Below are 16318 nucleotides of genomic sequence, written 5' to 3' on the forward strand. Positions count from 1 at the left end.
ATTCTAGGGTTTGTTGCAAGATAGTAAATCGGTGGTATAAATCCAGACGTCAGCGGAACTGGCGGAATTGGCAGACGCGCTAGATTCAGGTTCTAGTGTTCGCAAGGACTTCCGGGTTCAAGTCCCGGGTTCCGCATTTTTAGGACTGAGGTATCAGGACTGAGGACTGAGTGGAAAAAAGTGGCGATCGAGATAGGGTAGTCAGACGCTAATGTAGTCAGACGCTAATAAAGAATTTCGTCACTTAGTAACACTCAGAACTCAATCCTTTGCCAGATTGGGAAAAAGTTCTTTCTTGCCTTTTGACACTTTCTCAGTCCTACAGTCCTCAGTCCTCAGTCCTAATTCTTGTTGATGTTGACGAGTCTCCAGAATCCTCTGGTCAAGCAAATTCGCAAGTTACATCGCTCCAAGGAACGGCGGGAGCAGCGAATATTTTTGTTGGAAGGGACGCATTTGCTGGAGGAAGCTTGTGCGGCTGATTATCCCTTAGAAACCGTATGCTGTACGCCCCAATGGCAAGAACGTCACCAGCAACTGTGGGAAGAAGCTTGTAATCGGTGCCAAAGGGCGGAAGTGGTAAGCGAGGAAGTTCTGAAAGCGATCGCTACCACGATTCAACCCGATGGTGTCATCGCTACGGCACCCCGGATGAGCCGCCAGGTGTCCCCATTGCCAGTTACGGGTTTGGGGCTAATTTTGGAAACCGTGCAAGATCCGGGCAACCTCGGCACGATGATTCGTACTGCCGCCGCTGCGGGTGCGGATTGGTTGTGTGTCAGTGAAGATAGTGTGGATCTGGACAATCCAAAGGTGCTGCGAGCCTCTGCTGGACAATGGTTTCGGCTACCGATGCGGATCAGTTCCGATTTGATCGCAGATATCTCTCAGTGTCGGGAACGAGGAATGCAAGTCGTGGCAACTGTGCCTAGTGCGACTTTAACCTACTGGGAGGTAGACTTACGCCGTCCCACGCTGATTTTGATGGGCAATGAAGGTGCTGGATTGTCTTCAGAGTTAGTTTCACTGGCACAGGTGCAAGTGACCATCCCCCTGAGTCCAGGAGTCGAGTCGCTAAACGTGGCTGTAGCAGCTGCTTTGATGTTGTACGAAGTAAAGCGTCAGAATGGCAGAAGTTAGGAAGTAGCCGCTAATCAGTAGTTATGGGTCAACAATGGTTAGGGTTTTTTTCGCTTTTCCCAACCAATTACTCGCTATCCGTTCCCCGATGATTTAGTCTTTTTCTGCATATATTCCTCAATGTCAGCAGCGGCTTGTTCCAGCTCATCTGCTTCAGTCAATTCTTTTTGATGATTACCGCTGTCCGACTCTGACTGGGATCGAGCCGTCTGATTGTCCGGCAATTCCAATAAATCCTGCAATTGCTCAAGCGATTCGCTAAACGCTTGATCAGCGGCGCGACGATGGTCTTGGTCACTCTGATTCATTACGCTGGTTCCACAAACACTGCTTTTGATGGCAGGGCACCCTAGTAATTGACAGCGATCGCTCGAATTGAGCGATCGCTGGATTTCTTTTAGTTTCTAAGATATAACACGCCGCTGAAGGGATGACTCATTCGTAATTTTTTTAGAGAAAATTGTAAGGAGAACAACTTGCACTCTTTCACTCCACAACCGATTGGGGACTTGCGCTCACCGTTGGTCAAGCTGAAAATGAGGAGGGCATCGTCGTCTAGGGGAGAGTAACGTGACTCAAGGATTTGATTACGATTTAGTGATTATTGGAGCCGGTGTCGGCGGACATGGCGCTGCCCTACACGCCGTTTCCTGCGGTCTCAAAACCGCCATTGTGGAAGCAGCCGATATGGGCGGCACCTGCGTGAATCGGGGCTGCATTCCTTCTAAAGCTTTGTTGGCAGCATCCGGTCGAGTGCGAGAGTTACGCAATGCCCACCATCTGAAATCACTGGGGATTCAAGTTGCAGGCGTTGAGTTTGACCGACAAGCGATCGCAGACCATGCGAACAACCTTGTCTCCAAGCTTCGCGGCGATTTGACAAACAGTTTGAAACGGCTGGACGTTGAAATTCTCCAAGGTCGGGGGAAAATTGCGGGACCGCAAAAAGTCACCATCAGCACGGGATCGGGTGAAAAAACCGTTACGGCAAAAGACATTATCATTGCATCTGGGTCAATTCCTTGGGTTCCACCAGGAATTGAAATTGATGGCAAAACTGTTTTTACCAGCGATGACGGCGTGAGATTGGAGTCGCTACCTTCCTGGATTGCGATTATTGGCAGCGGTTACATTGGTCTAGAATTTTCAGATGTTTACACCGCATTAGGCGCTGAAGTCACCATGATTGAAGCGTTACCCCAGCTGATGCCTGGGTTTGACCGGGACATTGCCACGATTGCCGAAAGAGTGCTGATTAAGCCGCGTGACATTGAAACGAAAGTAGGCACGTTGGCGAAGAGTGTTAAACCGGGTTCTCCCGTGGTCATTGAGCTAGCCGACGCCAAAACGAAAGAAGTTGTGGACGTGCTAGAAGTAGACGCTTGCTTGGTTGCTACAGGTCGCATTCCGGATACTAAGGACTTGGGGCTGGATGCTATCGGCGTTGAGACAAATAGAGGCTTTATCCCCGTCGATGACCGGATGGCAGTCTTGTCAAGTGGCGAACCCGTGCCCCACCTGTGGGCAATTGGAGATGCGACGGGCAAGATGCAGCTGGCTCATGCGGCGTCGGCTCAAGGCGTTGTGGCGGTAGAGAATATCTGCGGGCGTCACCGTTTGATCGATTATCACAGCATCCCCGCCGCCGCCTTTACTCACCCAGAAATTAGCTTTGTCGGCAAGACGGAACTGGCGGCGAAAGAAATGGGGAAAGAGGAGGGATTTGAAGTTGCAGTGGCGAAGAGTTATTTCAAAGGAAACTCGAAAGCAATTGCAGAAGGGGAAGCCGACGGGATGGCAAAAGTCATCTACCGCAAAGATACAGGCGAAGTGCTGGGCGTCCACATCATCGGAATGCATGCAGCGGATTTGATTCACGAAGCCGCAAACGCGATCGCTCAACGCAATTCTGTCCAGACTCTGGCATATTTTGTCCACGCACATCCTACCCTCTCAGAAGTATTGGATGAAGCTTACAAACGGGCTGTAGGTTCTCATTAGGGAGAAGAGTCATTCGTGATTTGTCATTCGTCACCAGCAATCGACGAATGACGAATCACCGTTGACAAATGACCCCTACCAAGTCCCCATTCCCCATGAATAATTGTGCCAAACTAGGAAATATGCAAATTCGCCGCCGTCCCCCAAATCCATCGATTGCCATCAGCACTTTACGCTATCAGGTTGCCGTACCTGATGCCAAACCCCGCCACATTCTGGAGGAAATTGTCTGGCAAAAAGAAACGGAAGTTGACCAGATGCGAGAACGCATGCCCTTAGTGGAGTTGCGGCGTCAAGTGCAGTCTGCACCTGCACCTCGTGATTTTATCGGTGCTTTGCGGCAAGGGAAGACAAAACCTGCCTTGATTGCAGAAGTCAAAAAGGCTTCTCCCAGTAAAGGTGTGATTCGGGAAGATTTCGACCCAGTGGCGATCGCGACTGCTTACCAGCAAGGAGGAGCCAGCTGTTTATCAGTCTTGACCGATCGAAAATTTTTTCAAGGGAGTTTTGAAAATCTGACGGCTGTTCGCGCTGCCGTAGACTTGCCCGTTTTATGTAAGGATTTCCTAATCTATCCTTACCAAATTTATCTCGCCCGACGCCACGGAGCCGATGCCGTTCTCTTGATTGCAGCAATTCTGAGCGATCAAGACCTCCAATACTTTGTCAAAATTACCAATGCTTTGGGTATGACACCGCTGATTGAAGTGCATACTCTAGCAGAATTAGACCGGGTATTATCCTTAGAAGGCGTTAGGCTAGTTGGTATAAATAATCGCAATCTGGAAGATTTTTCCGTAGACTTACAAACAACCTGCCAGATTTTAGCGGCGCGAGGTAGCGAGTTGCGCGATCGGGCGATCGCTGTCGTTAGCGAATCGGGTCTGCACACGCCATCTGACCTTCGCTTGGTTGTGCAAGCGGGTGCTGATGCGGTGCTGATTGGTGAGTCCTTGGTGAAACAGTCCGACCCTGCTGTTGGCATCGCCAAGCTGTTTTCCTAGAATGAAAACCCTTTTGCAGGATAAAGGAGGGAGGAGGAAGGATGAAAGATTGAATAAAGAACTTTTTCATTCCCCCTTCCGCCTTCATCCTTGCCCAATATCTTGACCCCTATAGGTAAATTAGGTTTCATGGAGCCAATTCCTCTTCCCTCTCGTATCCACTACGAATTACTCCTGCAAGTGTTGGAACGCCACACCTCGTTCGCCGTTAGTCAAAAACCGGCAGTGCGGGAGCAAGTTCACCAGCTGATCGGTACTCTCCGCAAAGCAATGGCTCAACAGAAGCAACTCGAACAAACTTGCGAACGAGCAAATTTACCAATTGATTACCGTTGGTCTCTGAATAACATTGCCTTCGATCAACCACCTTCGCCAGATATTGTCACCGGACACCGAGAACCCAAGGTATAAAAGGTATTGAGATTAGAAAGGGTGTGGGGCGAAGCCAGAATTGTTAAATACCTGAATTCTGTGCCTAGATGCTGGCACTGATGCTTCGTCCTCAATACAGAAAAATCGCCGGAAAGCCCTAAAATTAGGGTCAATGCTTTCTACTTACTTAAGTGATAAACAGTGATAAACGCTCCGAGAACTGCTAACTGCTAACTCATCACTCGGAAATGCGAGATGGCTGTTGGATGCTCCAAGACCGTTATTGACTTCTGGGAGGTTCGGAGTGACTGAACCAGATTCAGCCGATCGTTTTTGGTTAAATGCAAAGGAAGCTTCAGCAGACGCAGAGGCAAAGGATGCTCTTGCTACTCCACAGCCTCATCCCAGCGAATTACCCTCGTTAGAAGACTCACAAGGGCAATGCTGTGAACTGGAGCCTCCAGAACCGCTGGAATTGGCGCGATCGCCTTCGCAAGAACAGCAGCAGTTAGCTCGCATTCATCAGTTAGAGCAGGCGTTGGAGGAATCCCAGGCTTGTGTCAGTGAGTTGAGGCTCCAACTAAGCGAGCAACATCTTTTAGAAACTCAGCTAGCATCGACAGAGGAAGCCGCAAATCTTCAACAGCGGGCGCTCGATCAATTCAAGCAACAGCTTTTCGAGCAGCAGCAAGCGCTAGAGAATCATCAATCGCAAGCGGTTCTCAAAGAGGAAACGGTTCAAGAATTGTTAGCGACGATTGAAACTTTAGCTGAGGCGCAGCAAGGGGAATTAGGACGTTTGCGAAGGCAGCTAGCTCAGAGCCGTCAGACTAGCCAAAACAGTCAAACGCTGCTGGAACAAGAGCTAGCGAACCGGCAAACAGTCTTAGAAGCCCAGCAACAACGAGTGCAGGAGCTAGAATTTCAAATTCTGGAAGCTCGAACTGTAGTGAGGCGTTTGGAGGTGCAGGCGCTAGAGCAAGAGCAGCAAATGCAGGCGCTTTATCGTCGATGTAGCGATCGCGCTACAGTTATCAATCAGCTAGAAGATCAACTCCAAGAAGCCAACGAAACTTTGGAAGAACAGCAACAACTGCTGGCAAACCTTTCCGAGACTGAAGACTTGGTTGCTGAACAGGATGCAACCATTCAAGCTCTCCACGGACAGATTAAAGACCTAGAAAACCAGCTAGACAAGCAAGCTAAAATTCAGGCTCGATTACAACAAGCTTGCCACGACTTAGCAGAGTCGCGCGATCGCTATCAAGCCCAGACAAGTGAATTAGAAACCCACACTGCGACGCTGCAAGAGCAAATTCTCATGCAAGCCCAGCAAGCAAATGAGTACGAAGCCGCCATCCAGTACTGGAAAGACCGTTGCAATGCTAGCCTTCGTAGCGCTCAAAAACTAAAGGATTTCTTGCAACGAGTGCTAGCAGATAGCCCTGAGGATCTCGAAGAACTGCTGATGGCAATAGAACCCCCAACTGTGGCTGAGATTCCTCAGCCAATCAACCGAACTCCTTTATCATCTCCTCAACCCAACAAACATTTACAGGTAGACCTTCCCGCTTTTTTAAGAAAAATTCCACCGGAGACATTAGAGTAAAGATTTGGCTTTTTGTCAATCTTTTAGTAGTTATTAACTCCTTACTTGTCAGTACTAGCTCGTAAAGAGACTGTAAACCGATTACCCACTACTGACTATCGATTACTCAATTACTCCGAAAAGCTAAAAAGCTGATTGCTAATTGGTGAATGGATTGGAAAAGATATGCGATTCTGGAGTATGCGCTCTTCAAGTTTAAGGACAGATCGATGGACGATAAGTTAATGTTGATGATTCCCGGCCCAACACCAGTGCCGGAACAGGTATTACTCGCCTTAGCCAAGCATCCATTTGGGCACCGCAGCAGTGAATTTAGCAAACTGATGGCTGAGGTGACGCAAAACCTGAAATGGTTGCACCAAACCGAGAATGACGTGCTGATGTTAACTGCCAGTGGCACGGGGGCGATGGAAGCTGGCATCATTAACTTCCTGAGTCCAGGCGATCGCGTTTTGGTTGGCTGTAATGGCAAATTTGGCGATCGCTGGGCAGAACTTAGCCAAGCTTTTGGTCTGAATGTTGATACGGTAAAAGCTGAGTGGGGTCAAGCCCTCGACCCAGAACAATTCCGGGAAAAACTCGAAGCCGATACAGATAAACAAATCAAAGCGGTCATTGTCACCCATAGCGAGACATCTACCGGCGTTCTCAACGACCTGGAAACGATCAATCGTCACGTCAAAGGCCACGGTGAAGCTTTAATGATCGTTGACGCTGTTACCAGCTTGGGAGCGGTGAATCTGCCGATTGATGAATGGGGCATTGATGTGGTGGGGTCTGGCTCCCAAAAAGGTTACATGATTCCCCCAGGACTCGCGTTTGTCTCTGTGAGCCCGAAAGCTTGGGAAGCTTACAAAACGGCTAAGTTGCCCCGCTACTACTTGGATTTGGGCAAGTACCGCAAAGATGCCGCCAAAAACACGACTCCCTTTACCCCTCCGGTGAACTTATTTGTGGGGCTGCACGTTGCCCTCAAAATGATGAAAGCCGAGGGTTTGGAGTCGATTTTTGCCCGTCACCAACGGCTGATGACGGCGACCCGCGAGGCGATGAATGCGCTCTCGTTGCCGCTGTTTGCGCCTGAAGGTGCAGGTAGTCCGGCGATTACCGCTGTGGCACCGACTGGGGTGGATTCGGAGCAAATCCGTAGCGTGATGAAAAAGCGGTTCGACATCGTCCTGGCTGGCGGACAAGACCATCTCAAAGGCAAAATCTTCCGGATTGGTCACTTGGGTTTTGTGAGCGATCGCGATATTCTCGCTGCCGTTGCCGCTTTGGAAGCGACACTGCGAGAAGTCGGATACGAAGGCTTTACTCCTGGTGCCGGTGTTGCTGCTGCCGCTAGGGTATTTAGCACCCACTAGCGCTATCTCTTAGGGGTTTGGAGCGTTGCAGGCATTTTATATTGCAGTCTTATTTGAGTGGTGAGATGCCAGCGGTTTAGATCCCGGACTTCTCTAAGAATTCCGGGATCTCGCCTTTAGTCCGATCTGATTTGTCAGTCAGCCCATTGCGATCGCGCTTTCTCTAACCCAAACGCTCGCATTCTGATTATTATTGGAGTTGGTGCCAATTCAGGGGCTGGGGATTCGGTATCATTAGTAAAGATTGTTACCTCTTAACTTGGCGATCTCTCCATGCAAAAAACCAAGTTGATCAGTCAACTTCTTGTTGGCGGGCTGCTGTCCTTTGTCTTGGCGACTCTGGGCAATCAAGCTGTACAGGCACGGCGTACGGTCTCTCTACCAGAGACTAAATGTGTGAGTACTGGCCCTGGTCGTTGGCGTCCTTATAAGTCAGATGTTGCTGTGGGTAGAGCCGTCTACACCAGCCGTCTCAGTCTGGCTCCAGGCAATGCTTTTGTGTCGATGACCTGTAGAATCATGCCGGAGGGTTATGACACTTACTTCCAAACTCTGAATTTGGAATATGGAATGCGGGATAACGACAGCGGTAGTCCTCCCACCACGGTCAATATTTATTTAGATGGACAGCGTAAGCATTCTCGCACGATTGCTCCTGGGCAGAAAGATTCCATGTCATTTGATGTTACTAATGTCAATAATGTGGCGATAGAAACGATCTGTTCTAACAGGTCGCAATATTGCGGTCGCGTTTATTTCTTCCAAGCGGCGCTGGTGCCTTTCCCTCCACCTCCCGATGAGAGCAAGTAGGGAAATGTGCCCGATTTGAGCGGAAAGCGATCGCTTAGCACTTATCTGAGTGTCGTCACAAGGAAGGCTCAGTTGCCGGACTCTCCGTGGGGCTAGGGCTTTCGCTGGGACTGGGACTCTCAGTTGGACTAGGACTTTCAGTAGGGCTGGGACTCTCGGCGGGGCTTTCGCTGGGGCTGGGAGACGGTGTTTGTTCGTTCTGTTTTTGCTCGGCTTGTGCCGCTAATTGGCGTAACTGATCTTGCCAAAATTTAATCTGCGGAAGTCCAGGATCTTTTGCAGCAGAAATGACGTCTTGCCAACGACCTTGCTCGAAAGCTCTTTGGGCATCCTTATATATCCCTTCTGCAACTGACCAATTCAGGGGCCACTCTTGCAGCGCTTCCCTCGCTTGTCCGAAAGCAGGACTGTTAGCAGGAATGGATCTAACAAGAGCGATCGCACCGCCTAAATCTCCTGCCTGAAATTTTTCTGTTGCCTGTGCAATAATCTCCCGTCCTCGATCGACGACAGGTTTCGGCGTTTCTGGAGAAGGTTTGGGAGTTGTTGTGGGAGAAGGCTTGGGAGTTGCTGAGGCAGATGAGCCACAATCGATAAATTTGCTAAAGACCCATCCCTTTACGGGCGAACTAATCGGCACCCACCCATTTTTTTCAGTCCCGGTAACAGATAAAATTGTCCCTTGTTTGACGCTGCCTACTACCGTAGCGTTAGGTCTAGAACGTACATTTAAGGGACCCTCTGAAACTTTGCAAGTGTCTTGTGGTTTTTCTACCACTTCATTGTTATTACTATTAGACTTTCTATCATTACTAGATTGCAGTTGATCAAATAAGAAAAATCCTCCTAGCAAAAACACCAAAGCAGTTACACCGACCCCCATCACGAGGGGAAATTTATTAGACGAGGGAGCAACAACAGGCGGATTGTACTCTTGACTAATTGGTTGTCGAGTAGGTTGTGGCGTGGGTTGGGGAGGAACGACTGGAAGAGTTTTCTGTTCAGACGGTGGGGTTGGCGGCGGTGGGGGAGCGGGTGTGTACCCGATGGGTGGATATCCAACCCCCACAGCTTGCTGTCCACCCCCATAGGCTAGCTGTTGCAATTCCTGTAGTGCTTCCGTCGCTGACTGATAGCGGTCTTTGAAGTGGTAGCGGGTCATTTTTGTTAAAAAACCTGCTAACCCTGGACTGACCGCCACTAGATGCTGCCAGAGAATCTCGCCTGTCTGGGGATCTTCGTGCAATTGTAGCGGCATCAATCCCGTCAGTGCCTGGATGCCAATCATACCCAAAGCATAAATATCGCTATTGGGGCGGGGTCTGCCTTGCGCTTGTTCGGTTGGCATATAGCCGGGAGTGCCAATAGCAACGGTGGCACTGGCTTGTGCTTGATTGATGAGTGTTTGAGTTCGCAGTAGCTTGACTGCGCCAAAGTCAACTAAAACTAGCTTGCTATCTGAGTTGCGTCGGATTATGTTATCTGGTTTGATGTCGCGGTGGATGACGCCGTTGTAGTGGACAAATTCCAAAACGCTCAAGACTTGTTGCAGCATCTGGATGACTTGACCTTCTTCCCAACGATAACTGGGTGAGAGTTCGGCGCTAAGGGGATGCCCATCGATGAACTCTTGGACTAAGTAAAATTCTTGGTTTTCTTCAAAGTTGGCTAATAATCTAGGAATTTGGTCGTGATTTCCCAGTTGTTCTAGAGTTTCGGCTTCGCTAGTGAATAACCGTCTAGCCGTTTCCAAAAAATGAGGGTCGCTACTAGCAGGCTTGAGGTGCTTGACAACACAAGTTGGGGCACCAGGACGGCGGGTGTCTTTGGCGATGTAGGTTTTTCCGAATCCACCGGCACCTAAGGCTTGGACAACTTGGTAACGCTGGTCTAATAAACGCCCGATCATGGTGCGACCTGCCGAAAAAAGAATGTACGCTCAATATTAATACCACTCGGATAAACCCAACGAATCCGCAGAGTTTGTCAAAGATTTCACTATTTTTTCAGATTGGAGTGTGAAGCGTTCGGGAAGCGTGCCTGTAAACACCGATAATTCACTGCTGATTTCCACCCAGAGAAGTAGCTAAATTTTGCGGAGGGATTGCGATCATTGTGAATATTGAGCCTCAAGCGGAGCTTTTATCAGGCTTCAGATAGAATTTTAGGGTATTATTTTCATTTGCTAAAAAATATTCATTGGAAGTGGTCGAAATATCGGCGATGGCGACGAAAGGCACAGCAGGAGTTAGGCGTGCAGCGAGAGGGGCTGTTGGAAGAATCTACGATGGATTTGAACTACATCGTGTTGATTATTGGTTCCTGCGCGATCGCTACTTTGGGATTGTTGACTAACAGTGCGGCTGTCATTATTGGTGCGATGATCGTTGCCCCGTTGATGTTCCCTATTCGCGGATTAGCCTTTGCCGCTTTAGAAGGCGACGTAATTCTGTTTCGCAAAGGGTTGGTTGCGGTCGTCGTGGGGACGTGTCTGGCGATTGTTTTAGCGATGCTTCTGGGTTCCTTTGTCGGACTCCCAGAATTTGGCAGCGAAGTGCTGTCTCGCTCTAGACCGACTCTACTCGATTTGGGAATTGCTGTGGTCGCTGGAGGCATTAGTGGCTTTGCGAAAGTGCAGCCCAAAATTTCTGGGACTTTGGCGGGAACTGCGATCGCTGTGGCGCTGATGCCTCCGGTTTGTGTCATTGGTTTGGGGCTTGCCCAAGCGAATTGGTCGCTGAGTCTGGGTGCAGCGCTGCTGTACATGACGAACTTGCTGGGGATTACCCTTGCCTGTATGCTGACTTTTTTATTGTCCGGCTACACCCCTCTAGCGAAAGCAAGGAAAGCCCTAAGTTGGACGCTTGCCTTGACGGCGATTCTTTTGATTCCTTTAGGGATCAGTTTTGTAGAATTACTCCGGCAAGCCCGACTAGAAGCGAGTTTGAAGCAGGCGCTACTGAAGAATACGATTACTTTTCAGCGAGTAGAACTGGTTAAAACTGAGTCCAACTGGTTAACAAACCCCCCTAAAGTTTATCTTACTGTTCGCGCTGAGCAAGTTTTAACTCCTAAACAAGTGCGATTGTTGGAAGAATTTGTTGCCAAAAAGATGGGTCAACCTTTTACCTTGATTTTTCAAGTTAGTCAAGTCGAAACGGTACAGCGAGAAGCTCCAGTCTCGTCACCATCTTCACCTCAACCTTAAGTTTTTTCTATCACATTTTTTTCAATTTTATAAGATAAAAATGATGCCAAAGTTCACAAATATTACCAGTTGGGAGCAAGCTGAATTGCTCATGCAACCAGCTTTTATCCGAATCATCGACCAGATTCGCAAACAGCTAGACCAATCAAACTGGAAGGGAACTTACCAAGATGTGTTGATTTGGCCTGAGGGGACGCCGGAGGAAACTAAAACCACTTTTACGTTATTAAGAGAACAGCTTGCATCTGCTTCTCCAGAGGAAGCTGCGGAGATAGAACAAGCATTGGTAGCAATGCCTAATCCCTATCCTGGTTATCTACTTTGTTTGAAGCATCAAGACCAGCAAGTTACTGTTGATTTGTGGGAACTTTGTTATCAAGTCTGTTTTCGCAATTACACGCAAGCGATCGCTCACCCAGAAAATCAGGAAATTGAGATTGATACTAGCTTAATTGAAGAGGACACTGGCGATGTAGATTGGAACCTCTTGGACGCTAAAGCGCGACAGCTAGTAGAGAAGGTGTTTGCGGACTTACCAGCTAGTTAAAAAGTCCGCAAGTTGACCGCAAGTTGAAAGGTTAGGAAAGAACGCGATCGCTTTTTCTTCAAGCGGCAGTCTCGTCAGACAGATTATTTATGCTGATTGCGATCGCGTCGCCGTATTCGCTCAAGTCAGCCCAAACAGGTGAAAAGTAGCGGTTGTGCAGGTTGATAACCTTTTCAACATCGGTGATAACTTCTAACTCGTCAAGACCTTTTTCAGCTTTCCGCCACGCAGTTTGGGTGAGATTAGCGCTACCTTTAAAAGCCAGTAAGCCATCAATCACGACTAATTTTTGATGAGGTAGTTCATCCCATCTGTGACTTGAGGCGCAAACAGCTTTTATTTCCAGATTTGGTGCTTCGTTTTTATAGCACTCTAATTCAGGTAATAGCCAAGCTTGATCGGGAGGTAAAGAGACAATTCCTCGTACTTTAACCCGCTGTGCTGCCATTTTCAGAAAGCCCAAAAATTGATGGCTAATCCCCCAACTGGTGACATGGACAAAACACTGTGCTTGGTTAAATGCTTGTAACAAGCCTTGAAGCGGTGGATAGTCTGGACTGTGCATTACATTACTCGCTATCATTGCCAGCTGCTTGCAGTGTTCGATTGGGTCTTTTATCTCAATATAAAGACATTGCTTCCGGAAATAAGACTGAAATTGCTCGATTTGGAAATTGCTGTAAGTGACATACTGAACTTGGCACACTGGGCAGTAAATCTGCCGCTTCTGGTTCCGCCGCATTCTAGGCAAGACAGCAAGGCATTTTTGGCAATGTGCCTGCTGTTTCTGCAATGTTAATAGGCTGATGATATCGAAGCTAGCAGGAAAAAAGGTAATGTTTTTAATAGCTTCTGGGGTCATCTTGATTGATCTCTCTACTAAATAACTGAGTACAGTATGCAGGTTCGATCAAGGCTAATCCAGCGAAGTCCAAGCAGTTAAACCGTGAATTTAAAGTTTTCTGCTACCCTTTGGCAAAGTCAGTAATGACAATCTTTCCAATCTCTAGACACTTCAATTGCTGAAATAGGCTAACTGGCTTAAGATCAGGAGAAATCCCTTATCTTCCCGAAAGTTAACCTAAACATCCGCATCGGGAATTTAAGCTACGTCAACTATTGCCTCTACAAATGCCAAAACGTAATCGTGGTTACATCCTCACTCCTAAAGGAGCGAAAAAGCTCAATGAGGCGAAGCGAGAGCGGGAAACTCAGCATGGTGAGCGGTGTACTCAGGAAAAAATACGAGACCTGACCCGTACTTTTAAAGAGGATGGTTTAGACACTGGCACTATTAGGAAAATATTGAAAGGTGAAAAAGGAGTTGATAAGGAGTCTATTCGCTGTCTCTTTAGTGCTTTCAGCATGCAACTAGATGATGACGACTTGGAACAAGTAAAGCAAAATGATGTACCTAACTTAATCTCATCAAGCATGAAGGAGAATGAAACAGGGGAGACTCTAATGTTGTTGGCTACCAGTATGCTAGAAAAACTGGGTTTCAATAAATTGTTTAAGATGACTGGTTCATTGCAAAACAGAGGCTATCGATTCCATGCTCCTTATGACGGAGATAAACGCCATCAACTAATTTTATTCCAACACGAAGATAGTTTAAGTCTTTGTATTCCTCATTACATATTAGAACCATATTTACTAATACTAAAATATTGGATAGATAGTAAAGTTTTAGAAGAAGCTGAGGAGGTTATAGCAGGAAAGTTTTTGGTCTTGCCTTCTAAAAAGGATGTTTTTTTAGAGTTATTACACCCTAACTATTGGAACCTTTTAGAAGTGGAAGGTCATACAATAGGTACTTTTTATCTGAATGAAGTCGAAACTTGGCTCTATGGTGATGACCATTACGATAAAGTTTTACCGAGCATTATTTTAGATGAGTTTTGCCCGGAAAACCTGAGTAATAGCGACACTTATCTAATACTTAATGAAAATAAACTTTTTCCCTACACATGGCAGATGTGTATTCGTTCAAGTGAAGTTTTACAAGAAGTTATAATTTATTTTGGTAAGCTTTTGATAAATGCTGCTTGGGATCAAATGCCTTTTTAGAAAAAAAGATACCCATTAAATCACGTTATAAAAAACCTTAACTATGAGTGGATTACAAACAAAAATATCGACAAATACTTGGGTTGTAGCCAGTTGGGATGAATATATCCATGCGATTGAAGACCCGCAACTAGAACAAGCGAAAGGCTATTACCACAATGGACAATTGAGGATAGAAATGTCACCTATCGGCTCTGACCACGCCAGCGATCACACTATTATTATCTTTGCTGCTAACCTGTTTGCTACCCTCAAAGGCATTCCTATAAATGGACGGGATAACTGTACATTCAGAAAAACAGGCGTTCAAGAAAGTCAACCAGATGTGTCTTATTATATTGGTGAAAATGCTGATGTAATCCCTTGGGGAACCTCAATCATTGACTTAGACCAATATCCAGCGCCAGATTTAGTAATTGAAATTGCTAATACTTCACTATCTGATGATATCGGGCAAAAACGGCTACTATACGAAGATTTAGGAGTGGCGGAATATTGGGTGGTAGATGTTGCGAACATCAGAATTATTGCTTTTACCATCACCTCTGCTGGGGGAAGTCAAAGAATTACTGAGTCTCAGGTATTGCCGGGATTAGCGATTTCGGTGCTAGTAGAAGCTTTGCAGCGCAGTCGCCAAGAAAATCAAAGCTTAGTGGGTGCTTGGTTATTATCCCAATTTCAGCAGTAACTATTGCCTGATATCCTTACTCAGAGCGATTTGCACAGTATGTTAGCTTCATATTGAATACCGGATTGAAGCTGATTAGTCTTATTTGATAAGATTTTCAAGTCAGAGAAACTAGCAGAAATGCTAGGTAAAAATTGAAACGATTAGCAACAATCACCATGCCTACATCTGCAATTGACGGCAATTTTGACGACAAGAGTGCAGCAGCTATCCAAGCGGCGCGGGAGGGGGTTGCTGTATGCGATCGCTCTCATTGGGGACGGATTCAAGTTTCCGAAGGCGATCGCATCCGATTTTTGCACAACCAGAGTACAAACGATTTCCAGCGACTCAAGCCAGGACAAGGCTGCGATACGGTTTTTGTCACATCAACAGCGCGAACGATTGACTTAACCACCGCCTATGTGATGGAAGATGCAGTCCTGCTGCTGGTTTCACCCAATCGGCGCGAGAAGCTGCTCAAATGGCTAGACCAATACATTTTTTTCGCCGACAAGGTGCAGTTAACCGATGTAACTGATAATACTGCAAGCTTCAGCTTGATTGGGCCAGGGAGTGATGCCCTCTTAGAACAGTTGGGTGCGGGTGCCATGATTGGTCAACCTGATGGTTCTCATCAGCAATTGACAGTGGGGGATATCGAGGTGCGGGTAGCTGTGGGCAGCGGTTTGGCAACGCCGGGATACACGCTGATTCTCTCTGCTGCTGATAAGGAAACGCTGTGGAATACTTTAGCGCAAGCTGGGGCAGTGCCGATGAGCGATCGCGTCTGGGAACATCTGCGAATTGAACAAGGACGCCCCGCACCTGACCTTGAACTCACTGAAGATTACAATCCTCTAGAGGCAGGGTTGTGGCAAACCATCTCCTTTGAAAAAGGCTGCTACATCGGACAGGAGACAATTGCCCGTTTAAACACTTATAAAGGGGTCAAACAACACCTTTGGGGCGTCCGACTCAACACACCCGCCCAACCAGGAAGTGTAATTAGCGTTGGAGAGGAAAAAGTCGGCAAACTTACCAGCTATACCGAAACCGACCAAGGTTCCTTTGGACTCGGCTACGTCCGCACCAAAGCCGGTGGTGAAGGGCTGAAAGTACAAGTAGGGGAAAGCGAGGGTGAACTCGTCGCGGTGCCATTCGTGACACACGACTACGTTTAGGGGCAATACGCTACGAACGCTGGTGAAATTTGCCATAAAGCATTGCTGCAACAGGTTTTCCGCCCCGCAAATGTCGTTCTATCACTGTTGGCACTTCATCGGGATGGACGTGGTTGTACCAAACCTCTTCTGGCATCACCAATACCATAGGACCGTTGCCACATTGTCCTAAGCATTGGCTACCTGTTACAGTGACGTCGGGAACTTCAGACGCCTGGAAAGCTGCCAAAACTTTAGCTGCACCCTGCTTGCGGCAGCTGCGGTTTTGGCAAATCAAAATACTTTTAGAGCAAGACAAGGTAAAGGTTAGAAAAATTTCTGCTCCTTTGGGTAAGAAGCCGA

16 protein-coding genes and 1 tRNA gene are annotated in these 16318 nt (G+C 47.5%); 13 read left to right on the top strand and 4 right to left on the bottom strand.

Annotation, left to right across the window (positions count from 1 at the left end; all coding sequences use genetic code 11):
* Positions 1-52 precede the first annotated feature (52 nt).
* Together NDA06_RS01255 and NDA06_RS01260 are read left to right on the top strand one after the other, a co-directional pair.
* Positions 53-136 (top strand) — tRNA-Leu (locus NDA06_RS01255).
* A 218-nt stretch (positions 137-354) separates the two neighbouring features.
* Positions 355-1140 carry an RNA methyltransferase gene (locus tag NDA06_RS01260; RefSeq protein WP_190984592.1) on the top strand — a complete coding sequence of 262 codons (786 nt, stop codon included), beginning with the start codon at positions 355-357 and terminating at the stop codon, positions 1138-1140.
* A gap of 74 nt (positions 1141-1214) precedes the next feature.
* On the opposite strand, the gene NDA06_RS01265 is transcribed toward NDA06_RS01260, so the two are convergent.
* On the bottom strand, positions 1215-1448 hold the full coding sequence (locus NDA06_RS01265) for a hypothetical protein (RefSeq protein ID WP_190415527.1): 234 nt from the start codon (positions 1446-1448) through the stop codon (positions 1215-1217).
* 262 nt (positions 1449-1710) lie between these two features.
* Here NDA06_RS01265 and lpdA point away from each other — a divergent pair, with 262 nt between their 5' ends.
* The 6 genes from lpdA (at position 1711) to NDA06_RS01295 (ending at position 8300) form a co-directional block, all read left to right on the top strand.
* Entirely contained in the window at positions 1711-3141 is a 1431-nt protein-coding gene (gene lpdA / locus NDA06_RS01270) for a dihydrolipoyl dehydrogenase (RefSeq protein WP_190415525.1), read from the top strand.
* A 122-nt stretch (positions 3142-3263) separates the two neighbouring features.
* Positions 3264-4145, top strand: a complete 882-nt coding sequence (trpC, locus tag NDA06_RS01275) for an indole-3-glycerol phosphate synthase TrpC (protein ID WP_190984667.1) — start codon at positions 3264-3266, stop codon at positions 4143-4145.
* Positions 4146-4274: 129 nt separating this feature from the next.
* Positions 4275-4556, top strand: coding sequence for a DUF5340 domain-containing protein (locus NDA06_RS01280; protein WP_190415523.1), 282 nt, complete (start codon positions 4275-4277; stop codon positions 4554-4556).
* Positions 4557-4821: 265 nt separating this feature from the next.
* Complete coding sequence (locus NDA06_RS01285) at positions 4822-6126, top strand: hypothetical protein (RefSeq protein ID WP_190984593.1); 1305 nt, start codon at positions 4822-4824, stop codon at positions 6124-6126.
* A 209-nt stretch (positions 6127-6335) separates the two neighbouring features.
* Positions 6336-7490: an alanine--glyoxylate aminotransferase family protein gene (locus tag NDA06_RS01290; RefSeq protein WP_190984594.1), complete on the top strand. Its 1155-nt coding sequence runs from the start codon at positions 6336-6338 to the stop codon at positions 7488-7490.
* A gap of 273 nt (positions 7491-7763) precedes the next feature.
* A complete protein-coding gene (locus NDA06_RS01295; RefSeq protein WP_190525738.1) occupies positions 7764-8300 on the top strand; it encodes a hypothetical protein in 537 nt (178 codons plus the stop codon).
* A 55-nt stretch (positions 8301-8355) separates the two neighbouring features.
* Here NDA06_RS01295 and NDA06_RS01300 read toward each other — a convergent pair whose 3' ends face one another.
* Complete coding sequence (locus NDA06_RS01300) at positions 8356-10209, bottom strand: serine/threonine protein kinase (RefSeq protein WP_190984595.1); 1854 nt, start codon at positions 10207-10209, stop codon at positions 8356-8358.
* Positions 10210-10482: 273 nt separating this feature from the next.
* Between NDA06_RS01300 and NDA06_RS01305 the strand changes: the two genes are divergently transcribed.
* Entirely contained in the window at positions 10483-11508 is a 1026-nt protein-coding gene (locus NDA06_RS01305; protein ID WP_347276995.1) for a DUF389 domain-containing protein, read from the top strand.
* Between the two features lie 40 nt (positions 11509-11548).
* On the top strand, positions 11549-12055 hold the full coding sequence (locus NDA06_RS01310) for a hypothetical protein (protein ID WP_190984596.1): 507 nt from the start codon (positions 11549-11551) through the stop codon (positions 12053-12055).
* A 58-nt stretch (positions 12056-12113) separates the two neighbouring features.
* Here the strand turns inward: NDA06_RS01310 and NDA06_RS01315 are convergent, their stop codons facing one another.
* Positions 12114-12917, bottom strand: a complete 804-nt coding sequence (locus tag NDA06_RS01315; protein WP_190984597.1) for a phospholipase D-like domain-containing protein — start codon at positions 12915-12917, stop codon at positions 12114-12116.
* 269 nt (positions 12918-13186) lie between these two features.
* Between NDA06_RS01315 and NDA06_RS01320 the strand changes: the two genes are divergently transcribed.
* The 3 genes from NDA06_RS01320 (at position 13187) to NDA06_RS01330 (ending at position 15976) form a co-directional block, all read left to right on the top strand.
* Entirely contained in the window at positions 13187-14125 is a 939-nt protein-coding gene (locus NDA06_RS01320; protein ID WP_190984598.1) for a hypothetical protein, read from the top strand.
* A 43-nt stretch (positions 14126-14168) separates the two neighbouring features.
* Positions 14169-14813: a Uma2 family endonuclease gene (locus tag NDA06_RS01325; protein WP_190674271.1), complete on the top strand. Its 645-nt coding sequence runs from the start codon at positions 14169-14171 to the stop codon at positions 14811-14813.
* Between the two features lie 158 nt (positions 14814-14971).
* Positions 14972-15976, top strand: coding sequence for a folate-binding protein YgfZ (locus NDA06_RS01330; RefSeq protein WP_190525726.1), 1005 nt, complete (start codon positions 14972-14974; stop codon positions 15974-15976).
* 10 nt (positions 15977-15986) lie between these two features.
* On the opposite strand, the gene NDA06_RS01335 is transcribed toward NDA06_RS01330, so the two are convergent.
* A complete protein-coding gene (locus tag NDA06_RS01335) occupies positions 15987-16274 on the bottom strand; it encodes a (2Fe-2S) ferredoxin domain-containing protein (protein ID WP_190674673.1) in 288 nt (95 codons plus the stop codon).
* Positions 16275-16318 lie beyond the last annotated feature (44 nt).

Origin of the sequence: Trichocoleus sp. ST-U1 (assembly GCF_039961835.1) — a bacterium.
Classification (GTDB): Bacteria; Cyanobacteriota; Cyanobacteriia; order Cyanobacteriales; family FACHB-T130; genus FACHB-T130.

What these genes read in the sequence shown, in the direction of transcription:
- NDA06_RS01260 (WP_190984592.1), top strand. Translation starts at nt 355, where the DNA reads ATGTTGACGAGTCTCCAGAATCCTCTGGTCAAGCAAATTCGCAAGTTA.
- NDA06_RS01265 (WP_190415527.1), bottom strand. Translation starts at nt 1,448, where the DNA reads ATGAATCAGAGTGACCAAGACCATCGTCGCGCCGCTGATCAAGCGTTT.
- trpC (WP_190984667.1), top strand. Translation starts at nt 3,264, where the DNA reads ATGCAAATTCGCCGCCGTCCCCCAAATCCATCGATTGCCATCAGCACT.
- NDA06_RS01280 (WP_190415523.1), top strand. Translation starts at nt 4,275, where the DNA reads ATGGAGCCAATTCCTCTTCCCTCTCGTATCCACTACGAATTACTCCTG.
- NDA06_RS01290 (WP_190984594.1), top strand. Translation starts at nt 6,336, where the DNA reads ATGGACGATAAGTTAATGTTGATGATTCCCGGCCCAACACCAGTGCCG.
- NDA06_RS01295 (WP_190525738.1), top strand. Translation starts at nt 7,764, where the DNA reads ATGCAAAAAACCAAGTTGATCAGTCAACTTCTTGTTGGCGGGCTGCTG.
- NDA06_RS01300 (WP_190984595.1), bottom strand. Translation starts at nt 10,209, where the DNA reads ATGATCGGGCGTTTATTAGACCAGCGTTACCAAGTTGTCCAAGCCTTA.
- NDA06_RS01310 (WP_190984596.1), top strand. Translation starts at nt 11,549, where the DNA reads ATGATGCCAAAGTTCACAAATATTACCAGTTGGGAGCAAGCTGAATTG.
- NDA06_RS01315 (WP_190984597.1), bottom strand. Translation starts at nt 12,917, where the DNA reads ATGACCCCAGAAGCTATTAAAAACATTACCTTTTTTCCTGCTAGCTTC.
- NDA06_RS01320 (WP_190984598.1), top strand. Translation starts at nt 13,187, where the DNA reads ATGCCAAAACGTAATCGTGGTTACATCCTCACTCCTAAAGGAGCGAAA.
- NDA06_RS01325 (WP_190674271.1), top strand. Translation starts at nt 14,169, where the DNA reads ATGAGTGGATTACAAACAAAAATATCGACAAATACTTGGGTTGTAGCC.
- NDA06_RS01330 (WP_190525726.1), top strand. Translation starts at nt 14,972, where the DNA reads ATGCCTACATCTGCAATTGACGGCAATTTTGACGACAAGAGTGCAGCA.